This is a genomic window from Salipiger sp. PrR003 (genome assembly GCF_010500785.1).
Lineage (GTDB): Bacteria > Pseudomonadota > Alphaproteobacteria > Rhodobacterales > Rhodobacteraceae > Salipiger > Salipiger pacificus_A.
Genome location: NZ_JAAGOV010000095.1, coordinates 1 through 7877, shown reverse-complemented (window position 1 = coordinate 7877; position 7877 = coordinate 1). Strand labels below are relative to the sequence as shown.

Genomic DNA, 7877 nt, shown 5'->3' with positions numbered 1-7877 from the left:
ACTTCTCGAGCCCATCGGAAACATCCCGCCAGCCGAGGCAGAAGCCAACTTCTACGCAGCTCTGGAAACTGAAGACAAGGCCGCGTAACTAACGACAATCAGCCTCCGGCAAACCCGGGGCGGTTCAGCCTGGCGCAAGCCCAGAGCGTTGGCAAAGAGCTGCGGAAGCAAGCGGTGCAAATCGAAAAGCAGATCGACACGCTTGTCGAACGCACCGTCGAAGCGACGAGCGCAAGCGTTATGTCGGCCTTCGAGCGGAAGATCAAAAAGCTCGAGGAGGAAAGAGTTCTGATCAAAGAGCAAATGGCGTCGGCTGGCAAGCCTAAGTATACCTTTGAGGAGTCGTTCGAACTCGCCATGCAGTTCCTGGCAAGCCCTTGGAAAATTTGGAATAATTCTGATTTTGAGGGGCAGAGAATGGTGCTCAGACTGGCTTTTGTCGAGCCTCTCGGCTATTGCCGAAATCAGGGTGTTCGAACCCCAAAAATTTCTTTTCCCTTCAAGGTGTTAGGGAATATTTCAACAGCGAATTGTGAAATGGCGCACCCGATAGGATTCGAACCTATGGCCTCTGCCTTCGGAGGGCTCCGGTAGTGGAAATGTCAGGCTTTTGTTCCCGCTTTGAGCGCGTTTTAGACCGATTTCAGAGCCTTTGAAAACGCCAATCCGGACCCAAACCGGACCCGAGCTCCGGCTTCAGACGCGGCGACGCACCTCTTCCAGCGCCGCCTCGAGGCTCGAGGCATAGCCCTGCGCCACAGGCGGCACCTGGACGAACCACATCCAACTCAGACTCTCGTCCCAGATGCCGGTCGCATAGACCCGACCCACGGACCGCGCGTCCTTCCGGACGATCCAGTCATCCTCGACCACCCGACCAGCGATAACCGTTCTCTTCCGTGTCCACATGGGACGCAGATAGAATGAGAACAAACCGGGATCAAGAAACGAAATGCCCGGCGCGATGGCCGGGCTCTTGATTGTGATGATGATCAGGCCGGGATCTGCACCCCGACCCGATCCATCGCCTCGCGATAGTAGCGCAGCGCGAGGCGATCCAGCACGCCATCTCCCGGCACCAACCGCGCGATCGCATCCGGCACCGACTGCTGCGCGTGGTAAATTGCATGCGCCTTGATCACCTCGAATCCGGCGTCCGGACCCTCGAGGAGCGCGGCCTCGACGCCCGACTTGATGGCCGAATGAAGCGCCTCACGCGCGGCCGCCTCAATCCTGATGCCGGTGAAGGCCTCGAAGGCCGCCGCGCCGCGGTTGATGATCAGCATGAGTGCGATGCCGAGCAGCCCGGCGATCGCTTGCACCAGCTCCGGGCTGGAAAGGAGAGCTTTGAGGAAGTCCATCTTGGCAACCTTTCGGAAGGCGGCAGAGCGCCGCGGTGAGAACCAGCGCGAGACGCCAGTCGGTGAGAGGGAGAATGGGCATCAGCACGACCGCCAGACGCCCGCCTGAAGCCAGCCGTGCCAGTGGCCCTGCCAATTGACCGACGGCGCGAGCTCGGCCGCAGCGGTCGAGCCATTCCAGCACCAGCTCGGGCCGTGCTTCGGCTTGAAGCCGTTGCCGATCTTCAGCACTGACTTGTCGCCGCAACCGCATGGACAGAAGAAGATGAAGCTTTGCTCGCCCTTCTCTTCCGGACCGCTGATCCAAAATGACCCCGGCACCTGGTCTTGCAGGAAGGCGTTGCGGTCGCGGTAGTGTACGGCGCGGGTCATGCGGCCCACCCCAGCGGTGCCCACGCCGCATCCTCGACCTTGAAGCCCGGGCAGAGCTTGTTCGCGAATTCGTTGTGCCCGGCAATCCGGCGGATTTGCGTGGAGCTGCAGGCCTTGGCGATCACGCCTCGCATCGCGGCGAGCGTCTCGGCGGTGTAGAAATCCTCAGCCGCGCCCATGTGCGTCACGGTCTTCACCGGGACCATTGAGTAGCCGAGCGAGCCGGCGTTGTGGCCGATGACATGCGCGCCGATCTCGGTCCACGCGCGACCTTCGATCACCTCACCATCCGGGAAAATCAGCCCGTGATAGCCGATGTCGCGCCAGCCGTTGGCGAGGTGCCAGCTGCGGACCTCCTCGAACATCTGCCGGTTGGACTTGCCCTTCCACCAGGTCTCCGAGGTGGCCGTGGTGTGCAGCACGAAGAGGCTGACCAGGTAGCCAGCGCTTCCTTGCAGAACCTGCTTCTCGTGCGAGACCCAGCCACCCCAGCCGGGCGACACCGTGACATCCTCGACGATCGCACCCGCCCGCGGCCGGCCCTCTCCCTCGACCAGAGCGCGCAGCCCGCGGTCAAGCTCGGGCGTCCAGACGCGGCTGACCGGTCCCGCCGAGAGATAGCCGAGGTCGACGATCGCCTGATGCATCGTCTCGACCGGATCACCCCAGCGGCCCTCGTGCGCCGCCAGCAGCGCTAGCATTCCTGCCTCGGTGCGCGGTCCCCAGAGGCCGTCTTCAGGCCCGGCCAAGAAGCCGAGCGCATTTGCCCCCGCCTGGAGGGCGCGGATTTCCTGTCTCATTGCGATTTCCCATGAAAAAGCCCCGCGCGACGGCGGGGCGTGACAATGCTGAATTCAGCGATAAGTTAAGCTCCGAGCGCGGCGCGGACCCTCTCCCTCATCCCCAAATCTCGGGAGGGTTCAGGCCTCGGAATTTCAACCCTTAGCGGTATTTTCGGGCCAAACGAGGCCGAACGCCGCGCTCACCCCACCAGCTGGTAGGTCACCACGTCGGTGCGATCCGGCACACGCTTGCCACCGCAGTCGTAGTCGAGCACGAGGTAGAGCTCGATGCGCCCCGGCTCGAGGCCGGGCGGCGGGACCATCTCGACCCGCAGCTTTTCGAAGTCATCGCCGATCTGGCGCCGCACGCTCCCCGGGTGCGGGCGAGTCCCAGCCAATGGCACATTGCGGCTATCGGTGAAGAGCGGCGTCCAGTCGGTCAGACGGCAGTCTTTCCCAAGCCGAGTGCGCGCCACCGTGAGCCAGAGCACCACGTTCTCGCCGATCGAGACCGGCTCTTCCACATAGGAGAGCCCCTGCGGCTGCCGAATGACCCGATCCTCACCCGTCGCACGCCGCACATCTTCGGCCAGCCCCTCGACGGTTTCGGCAAGGCGCGTCACTGCCCCTTCCGTTGCTAGGCCGTCTATGCCCAGCTCGGCCTTTACCGTGCCCACGATCCACTCGCGATTGTAGGCATAGAGGCCGTAAAGGAAGACCAGCATCATCGGGGTGACCACACCGACGAGGTAAAGGAAGTCGCGCACAAGCCCCGCGCCCGTGCGGACGCGCGGCAGGAAGTCTTTCAAGATCATGGGAAGTCCTTGCAGTTCTCGAAGGCTGCTGTGGTGCCAGCCCGGCCGAAAATCAGAGCTTGGCCGAGCCCGGTCTCGCTTAGGACGGCCAGAGAGCGTCGTCGGTGATGTCGCTCGGCGCTTCCGGCATGTCCTTCAGCGCGCGGGCCGCGAAGATGTGCGCCTGCTTGTGGGCCATGGCCGCCTGCCCAAAGGCGAGCATCGTCTGCGCATCCATTGGCACCAGCGTGTTGTCCTGCGCGATCCACGCGAAATCGCTGCTCCCGCCGTGCCAGCGAAGGTCACCCGGCTGGGCCCCATCGGTGATCGCCGCGAGCGCACTGGTCGCCGCGCCAGCCATGTTCTCGCGATCCTCCGGGCGCGTCTGATAGACCACCCCGCCGAAGATAAAGCCGCCGTTGATGCGCCGATCCCGTTCGGCATTGATCGCCGCGAGAAACTCGTCGCTGGAAGCGTCGAGCGCCCATTCCCCGGTCACGGGATCGAGCCGCTTGCCTGGACCCTCTCCCGCCGGAAGCGGAAGCCATTCCTCGCCATTGTAGTAATGCTGCCGAGGATCGTCCAAAGCCGACACGATTATATCGTCTTCCCCCATCGGGGAAGACGACCACTTGGCAGGTCGGCCTTGAGTGTCCACTTGAACGTAAATGGCCCGTACTGGCTCCAAGTATTCTTCTGTCATATCATCACCTCATTGCTACGATAGCAGAGACATTGGATTCAGTGACGCCCTGACCGCTCATATTCCGCATCTGGAATTGAACCGTGACGTCCCCTGCAGGCACGTTTTGCATGGTGAAGGGTCGCGAATGATATTTCTCGTTACTGTTAGTGAAGGGCGCACTATAAGCGGTGAGACCGACACGAACGCTACCATTTACCAACACCCTAAGTTCCCATGAAAAGCCGTGATCAGCTTTCATGTCGGCGGGAGTCTTCGTCATGCCAAAACCTATTGTACCCTGCAGGTAAGAAGCCTTCGGCATGCTCGGAATGGTGAAACTGGCCACCGTCGTCCAAGTGCTGCTGTTATTGGTGACGGTGCCCGAGCCAGCCACGCCCTGCCGGGTGATGCCGTCAGCTATGATCTCTTCAGCGGTAAGAGCCCCAACCTTGAGGACGTCCGCTTCCATGGACCTTGCAACCATCCGGTCGCCATAAACTGACCCGGTGCGGATGATATCGCCGTCGATGAAGGTCGAGCCGCCGGGGCTATAGGGGGTGAGCTCGGTGGCGTTGACCGGGCACTCGCAAAGCATCGGCTTGTGGAAGAAGAGGTAGCTGCTTGTGCTCGACTGAGTTCCGAGTTTGCGGATGTGGATGCGCGCATAGGCTGCCCCGGTGGGGGCGGTCCCGCGAACCCCAATACGCTGCCATTCGTCAGGGTTGTCGGTAGACCCGAAATTGGTGGGGATAGTGGCTGGGCCGGCGTAGCCGATCGTATTGCCGCCGGTATCAACCCACTGGATACGCAGCTGCCCGACGCACCTGTGCGTCGCCACATAAACAGACGCTTCCCATTTCTGGTTCGCCCTGCATGGGGCACCTAGACCATTGCCACCATCGGCTGTGTAGGAAGGGGTCGAGACAAAATCAGCATAGCCATCGGTCGCCGTGCCATCTTGGTATATGTACAAGGTGGGGTAGCGAAGGCCCGCGAAGGAATCCCCCGGGGGCCGGACCAAGAAACTGCTTTGTGCGCCGATACCTCCTGCCGCGCCGCGGCTCCAATCGTTCAAGCCCGCCCAGAAAGCAGTGTTGGTCAGCTGATTGCCTGCGAAGCCAACCGCCAGCTTTCGCGTGGTGAGCGTGCCATCGGCGATGACGTCATCACCCTTAAGAACAACAGCCGAACCGCTCGAACCATCCGGGTCATCATAGCTAGTCAGTCGCAGTTCAGCGACTTCGGTGTTGCCAGCACTGGTGACCGCAGCCGTTATGCCAGTGCTCGCCCGCACCTTGCCGTCAAGCGTTGCGAGGGTCTGCGTGTTCTGCGCCACGGTGGCGGCCGTGTCGAGGTTCTGCAGGTCCTGCGGCGTGGCCGCCCGGATTTGGAAGTAGTGGAACCGGATGTGCTTGCGCTGGATCGGCCCCAAACCGTTGCCATCATAGTTGGCCATGAGCCAGGCATCATGCGTGGTGAAGTTGCCGGGGAACGAGGTCGGGCGTTTGAGGATCGCCGAGGCGAAGGTCGGCACGCCTGCCTTCAATCCACCGGCAATCATGTCTTCCAGCTTCACCGAGGCACGACTTTCGCCGCTGCTGTGGTTCCAGTCGAGCAGGACGCCGGCGCCGCCAATTCCGGCGCCGCCAACGTAGGTGAAGATCACCTCCACCACATAAGCCGCTTCGTTCTGAGGCCCCTTCCAGCCGTCAGAGCTCTGCATCCGCACCCCGTTCGATACGGTGAGGTCGGTGTAATTGAAGCTGAGCGACTTCCCGACCGGGAAAATCTGGTTGGCCGCAGGGGGCTGGGAGTCGGGACCGCCGTTGAAATCGAGCCACATCGACCCTGCTTCGCCGTAGGTCTCGAAGTAGGCATCTTCAAAGCAGCCCACCCCCTGCCCTGCGATGCGAGAGGCGGTCTGCGCGTAGGTCGCCGATGCAACGGCCGCGTCGTCGGCAGCTTCTTTACTGATAGCCGCTTGGCCCGCAAAGTTTGAAGCGAAACCTGCTTGCGTGGTAGCGGTCTGCGCAGAGGAAGACGCGGCCCCTGCGAAGCTGCCGGCCTGGTCCTTGCTGGTGCTGGCGTTCTCCGCGCTCGTATTGGCCGCCATCGCGGCCTCCGAGGCATTCTCTTCCTCGGTCACGTCGTGGCACTGGAAGTCATAGACCCGGATCGTGCCGCCATCGGTCAAATCAAAGCCGGGGGCGAACTTCACGTAGCTGGTTTGCGTGACCTCGATAACGTCCTCGAACACGGCCCACGCTTGCCCGGCGGGGAAATTGACCGAGCCCACCGTCTGAAGAGGGTTGCCCGCTTGGTCTTCCCCCCGAAGCGTAAACCGCGAGACGGCCCCGGTGTCGATCGTCCGAACCGTGGCCTTGAAGCGGTATTTCCGGCCGACCGGGTTGCCCACATACCAAGGCGCAGCGGTTACACCATCGAGAAGGTCGACGCTTCGGTCAGTTACAGGCACGCCACCGGGGCGCCCGTCTACCACAGTCGCGTGACTGCTCCAAAACTCAGGCTTCGTCCCCACCGGCACGTCATTCACATCCGACTGCACCACCAGATTGCGCGTGCTCGCCGCCCGCTGTGTGATTGACGCAAGTCGGCTGAACTCGGACGCGCTGTTGGCCGCGCCTTCGGCGTCCGCCTTGGCCGTCGCCGCCTGCCCCGCGTAGGTCGAGGCTTGCCCCGCGCTGGTGTTGGCATTGGTGGCGCTGGTATTCGCGGCACTTGCAGCCTGCGACGCCCCGCTCTCGGAGGCCGCCGCATTGCTTTCGCTAAGGGCTGCGGCAGCGGCGGCGTCTTGCGCCTCTTTCTGCGCGGTCACGTCCTCGATCTCGAAGCTCAGCACCTCGACGTCGCCCGTGCCGGTATAGAGCGAGTTCCAATAGGCGAAGCCGAGCATCCACGGGGTCAGGCCGTTCTGATCGGTGATCTCGTATTCAAACGTCTCGACCGTGTTCGCCGCCGCGAAGATGCAGTTTTGCGTCCAAGTTGCTGTGGTGCTGCTAAAGTCGCCGTTGATGCGGCGGAACTGCAAGCGCATAGGCGCATGACCCTGATCTCCCAAAGTCCCCACATATCGCGCCCGAAGCGTCATGCGGAACGTCTTACCCGGCGCGTTGCGCAAATAGAACTTCGGCACCAGATGCGAGTTGCTCGCCAGCGGGAGGCTCCGGTAGATCACCCGGCCTTCCGGCGTATCGCGGAACGCGTCGGCCTTATCCGGCTTTGTCTTGGGGTCACCGGTAATGGCGTCCGACCAGAACTTGCCGTCAAGCTCGAAGTCAGTCGGGTGCACGTAAAGCCCGGCGGTGCTGGCCACCAGTTCCTCGGAAGACGCAGCCGCCGCTGCTGCCCCTTCGGCGTCCTGCTTTGCGGCCGCAGCGCTCTGCGCGAACGTGGAGGCGTTGCTCTCGGAGGTGGCGGCAGCATTCTTGGCAGCCGTGGCGGCGCTCGCTTGCTGTCCAGCTTCGGTGGCGCTTGTTTCAGCCGCGCTGGCAGACGATGACGCGGCATCCGCCGCGCTGCCCGCGTTGGTCTCAGAGAGGGCCGCAGCCGCCTTGGAGGCCGCTGCGCTGTCCTTGGCAAGCACTGCCGCATCACGCGCCGTCTGAGCGTCCTGCGCAGCCTGCTGCGTGGCGTCGTAATCGACGGTGAGGCTCGCCACCGCCGCGTCCAGCTCATCCGACACCGCGTCTGCCGCCTGGTGCGCGTCTTCCGCATCCTGCAGCGCCTGGTTGGCGACGGTCGACGCATCGTCGAGCTGGTCTGTGAGCGCTGTATCAAGATCGTCCCTGACAAGCCGCACGTCGTCGGTCGTCACGTCCATCCAGCTCGTCCAGCTTCGCTGATCGGACGCGCCTGTCACAAA

Annotated in this window: 8 protein-coding genes; 1 reads left to right on the top strand and 7 read right to left on the bottom strand. The window is 62.8% G+C overall.

Translation table 11 applies throughout. The annotated features are described in order from the left end of the window. Nucleotides 1–174: 174 nt before the first annotated feature. The gene (locus G0D83_RS28120; RefSeq protein ID WP_164197800.1) at nt 175–594 is read left to right on the top strand and encodes a hypothetical protein; all 420 of its coding nucleotides are present in this window, start codon (nt 175–177) and stop codon (nt 592–594) included. A 102-nt stretch (nt 595–696) separates the two neighbouring features. On the opposite strand, the gene G0D83_RS32595 is transcribed toward G0D83_RS28120, so the two are convergent. The 7 genes from G0D83_RS32595 to G0D83_RS28090 all read right to left on the bottom strand — a co-directional run bounded on the left by G0D83_RS32595 (nt 697) and on the right by G0D83_RS28090 (nt 7835). Then, nucleotides 697–831 carry a hypothetical protein gene (locus G0D83_RS32595; RefSeq protein WP_255455877.1) on the bottom strand — a complete coding sequence of 45 codons (135 nt, stop codon included), beginning with the start codon at nt 829–831 and terminating at the stop codon, nt 697–699. 161 nt (nt 832–992) lie between these two features. Continuing rightward, nucleotides 993–1361, bottom strand: coding sequence for a hypothetical protein (locus G0D83_RS28115; RefSeq protein ID WP_235958211.1), 369 nt, complete (start codon nt 1359–1361; stop codon nt 993–995). Between the two features lie 81 nt (nt 1362–1442). Further along, nucleotides 1443–1733 carry a DUF6527 family protein gene (locus G0D83_RS28110; RefSeq protein ID WP_164197799.1) on the bottom strand — a complete coding sequence of 97 codons (291 nt, stop codon included), beginning with the start codon at nt 1731–1733 and terminating at the stop codon, nt 1443–1445. Beyond that, nucleotides 1730–2533, bottom strand: coding sequence for an N-acetylmuramoyl-L-alanine amidase (locus G0D83_RS28105; protein WP_164197798.1), 804 nt, complete (start codon nt 2531–2533; stop codon nt 1730–1732). The genes G0D83_RS28110 and G0D83_RS28105 overlap by 4 nt, the downstream gene beginning before the upstream one ends. A gap of 182 nt (nt 2534–2715) precedes the next feature. Then, the gene (locus tag G0D83_RS28100) at nt 2716–3330 is read right to left on the bottom strand and encodes a hypothetical protein (protein WP_164197797.1); all 615 of its coding nucleotides are present in this window, start codon (nt 3328–3330) and stop codon (nt 2716–2718) included. A 79-nt stretch (nt 3331–3409) separates the two neighbouring features. Then, nucleotides 3410–4012, bottom strand: a complete 603-nt coding sequence (locus tag G0D83_RS28095) for a DUF4376 domain-containing protein (RefSeq protein WP_164197796.1) — start codon at nt 4010–4012, stop codon at nt 3410–3412. A 4-nt stretch (nt 4013–4016) separates the two neighbouring features. Continuing rightward, complete coding sequence (locus tag G0D83_RS28090) at nt 4017–7835, bottom strand: hypothetical protein (protein ID WP_164197795.1); 3819 nt, start codon at nt 7833–7835, stop codon at nt 4017–4019. Nucleotides 7836–7877: the final 42 nt, after the last annotated feature.

Excerpts from the sequence above, each read along its gene's own strand:
- G0D83_RS28115 (WP_235958211.1), bottom strand. The coding sequence starts at position 1,361 with ATGGACTTCCTCAAAGCTCTCCTTTCCAGCCCGGAGCTGGTGCAAGCG.
- G0D83_RS28090 (WP_164197795.1), bottom strand. The coding sequence starts at position 7,835 with ATGGACGTGACGACCGACGACGTGCGGCTTGTCAGGGACGATCTTGAT.
- G0D83_RS28105 (WP_164197798.1), bottom strand. The coding sequence starts at position 2,533 with ATGAGACAGGAAATCCGCGCCCTCCAGGCGGGGGCAAATGCGCTCGGC.
- G0D83_RS28095 (WP_164197796.1), bottom strand. The coding sequence starts at position 4,012 with ATGACAGAAGAATACTTGGAGCCAGTACGGGCCATTTACGTTCAAGTG.
- G0D83_RS28110 (WP_164197799.1), bottom strand. The coding sequence starts at position 1,733 with ATGACCCGCGCCGTACACTACCGCGACCGCAACGCCTTCCTGCAAGAC.
- G0D83_RS28100 (WP_164197797.1), bottom strand. The coding sequence starts at position 3,330 with ATGATCTTGAAAGACTTCCTGCCGCGCGTCCGCACGGGCGCGGGGCTT.